This is a genomic window from Chrysiogenia bacterium (assembly GCA_020434085.1).
Classification (GTDB): domain Bacteria; phylum JAGRBM01; class JAGRBM01; order JAGRBM01; family JAGRBM01; genus JAGRBM01.
This window is the reverse complement of the sequence record JAGRBM010000359.1, coordinates 1-3095: the sequence shown is the minus strand read 5'-3', so window position 1 is coordinate 3095 and position 3095 is coordinate 1. Positions and strand designations below refer to the sequence as shown.

At 64.8% G+C, this 3095-nt stretch carries 2 protein-coding genes; one reads left to right on the top strand and one right to left on the bottom strand.

The features are described from left to right. On the top strand, positions 1-2069 hold a 2069-nt coding region (locus tag KDH09_12400; protein MCB0220491.1), incomplete at its 5' end, for an ABC transporter permease. Positions 2070-2096: 27 nt separating this feature from the next. On the opposite strand, the gene KDH09_12395 is transcribed toward KDH09_12400, so the two are convergent. Further along, entirely contained in the window at positions 2097-2876 is a 780-nt protein-coding gene (locus KDH09_12395) for an N-acyl homoserine lactonase family protein (protein MCB0220490.1), read from the bottom strand. Between the last annotated feature and the right edge of the window lie 219 nt (positions 2877-3095).

Below are 3095 nucleotides of genomic sequence, written 5' to 3'. Positions count from 1 at the left end.
TTCAGCCCCTGCTAGGCCGCTGGTTTTCCATCGAGGACGATTCGCCGGGAACGCCCCAAACCGTGCTCCTATCGCACTCGTATTGGCTGCGGCGGTTCGGCGGCGATGAGCAGATTCTGGGGCGTCAGCTTACGATCGATTCCGTCTCGCGTCAGGTGATCGGCGTGATGCCGCCGACCTTCCGCTTCCTCGACCTGTCCCCGGACGTCCTGTTGCCCTACCGCTTCCCTGCCGCGAACTTGCCCTTCTTCGAGCCCTTTTCCTTCTCCGGCATCGCGAGACTGAAGCCTGGCGTGACCATCGAGATGGCAAACCAGGACGCCGCGCAAATTCTCGACCGCGAGATGCCTCCGGACTTCCGCGCATACGCCGAAGAGGTTCGGCTGAGGCCGAATCTGCGCCCGCTGAAGCAGGATGTGATCGGCGACGCCAGCACAGTGCTCGGCGTGCTGATGGGCGCGCTGAGCTTGGTGTTCCTGCTCGTCTGCGCCAACGTCGCCAACCTCGTTCTGGTCAGAGCGCAGACGCGTCGGCAAGAGCTGGCTACCCGCGCGGCGCTTGGCGCGGGATGGCGTCGAATCGCGCGCGAGCTGCTGGTGGAAAGTCTGACTCTCGGGCTCGTGGGCGGCGTGTTCGGCACGGCGCTCGCGTATGGGGCGGTGCGGTTTCTCTCGACGCAAGACCTGACCGCCATTCCCCGGCTGGCCGGGGTCTCGGTAGATGGGGAAACCGTGTTGTTCGCCTTGGCATGCTCGATCTCCGCGAGCCTGCTCTTCGGCCTGATCGCGGTCTTCAAGTGCGGCCTTCCAGGCAGAATCCTCAACACCCGCGGGGCCAGCATGGGCCTCGATCAGCTTCGCGCCCAGAACGTGCTCGTCGTCGCGCAAGTCGCCCTGGCGTTGGTCTTGCTGGTTGCGGGCGGCCTGTTGATTCGCAGCTTCTTTGCCCTGCGCGGCGTGCAGCCAGGTTTCACCCGGCCCGAAATCGTGCAGGCGGTCAACATCTCAATGCCCGACACACAGGTGCGCGAGCCCGAACGAGTGGCGCAGATGCAAAACGCCATCATCGAGAGCGTCGCCCGCCTGCCAGGCGTGGAGGCTGCTGCCTTGACCGACGCCTCGCCAATGGACCCCAACAGCCGCAACGGCATGGCGATGGTCGTCGAAGGCAAGTCCGAGCCGGGCAAGATCCCGCCGTTCCGGCGCCTCAAATGGGCGTCTCCCGGTCTATTCGCCACCCTGGGGACACGCCTGCTCGCCGGCCGCGACTTCACTCCCCAAGACTTGGCCCAAGGCCGGCGAGTGGCAATCGTCTCAGAGAGCATGGCGCGCGAAAGCTGGGGTGACGCAGAGGCCGCGGTGGGCAAAAGAATCCGCCCAGGCCCTGAGGGGTCCGCCTGGATCGATGTCGTGGGAGTCGTCGAAGACGTGGCGGACGACGGCGTCGACAAGGCAATTCCCGCACTGGTTTACATCCGAACGGGACTGGAAGCGCCCCGGAAAGCGGGCGGTCCGCCTTTCATCCGCCGCGACTTGACCCTCGTGATTCGAAGCGGCCGGGCCGGAACCGTGGGCTTCCTGCGCGAGGTGCGCGATGCCATCCACACGGTGAACCCACACCTGCCGTTGACCGAGGTGCGAACCTTGAACGATTTGTACATGCGCACGATGGCTCGAACGTCGTTCGCGCTCGTATTGCTGGGCGTTGCGGGCGCCATGGCTCTGACGCTGGCCATCATCGGCGTCTACGGCGTTCTCGCCTACGCGGTCGGGCAACGGCGGCGCGAGATGAGCATCCGGGTGGCGCTCGGGGCCCAACCGAGCCAAGTCAGGAGCCTGTTCGTTCGGCAAGGCGCCTGGCTGGCGGGCGTCGGCTGCGTCGTCGGAGTCTGTTCCGCCATCGGGCTGTCGCGCTGGATCTCCTCTCTCTTGTTTGGCGTGACAGCGCTGGACTCGAGCACGTACCTGGCGTCCGGCCTTGTGGTCTGCGCGGCGGCGCTCTTCGCGAGCTACCTACCGGCCCGCCGAGCTTCGCTCGTGGACCCTGTGGAATCGCTGCGAGCGGATTAGAGGACGCGTCTCCGGATAGGGCCGGCCCTACTCGTAATACTCCGGCGCCAGTTTCGTGGTCTGGATCAGCACCGGGTCGTGCGTGAGCAGAAACTCCCCGTGGGTCGAGTCGACGATGCCCTTGAGCCGCCGGATGGCCGCGCGCGCTGAGTCGTCATCAACCGTCTGTCCGGGCAGGATCTCTTCGTCGTAGTTCTCCATCAGGTCGCCCGCATCGGCCGGCATCACTTTCATGCCCGACTTGGGCAGACGAACGGCCATCGACTGGTGCCCCGGCATGTGGCCGCGGGTGTAGATCACCTCCACGCCCTCGGCAATCTCGAAGTCGCCGTCGATCAAGTTCCAGTTCAGGTCCGGAAAGTCGAAGTCGGACTTGATGACCGCGTTCTTGGGCGTCGCTTCGTGCATGGCGTATTCATACTCGCGCTTCTGCATGGTGATGCGGGCGTGGCGCAAATACTTCAAGTTGCCGGTGTGGTCGAAGTGCGAGTGGCTGATGACGACGTCGCCAATCTGCTCGGGCTTCACGCCGATCTGGTCAAGTTGGTAGAGCATCTGGTGCTCGGGCAATACGACGGGCGGTATCATCCCCCAGCGCTCGAAAAATTGCCCGCGTCGGATGGGGTCTTCGGTGTTGTAGGTGTTAAAGCCGGCGTCGAAGAGCACGTAGCCGGAGGTGGTCTGGATGAGGTAGGCGCAGATGGGCTCGGCCATGATGAAGCGCGCACCGCGGCCCTTGGTGGATACGGTCTTGGGCAGAACCTCGTAACCGCAGAGAAGAACGTACAGACGCCGCGCCTGAGTCATCGCACACCTCGCTGAGGGCGCGCGCGCAGAGTGGGGCGCGCCTCTGGGACGGATGCGACTTGGCCGCAGAGGCCTCCAGCTGGGGCGGGCCTCTCTCAAGGGTAACAAGCGCTATGCTGGGGGCGCGGCCATGGCAAGCGTCGTTCGCTGGGTTTTATTAAGCGCACTGGCGCTGGCGGTCATTCTGGTTCCCTTCTTCCTCTACGAGGAGGCGGCGAC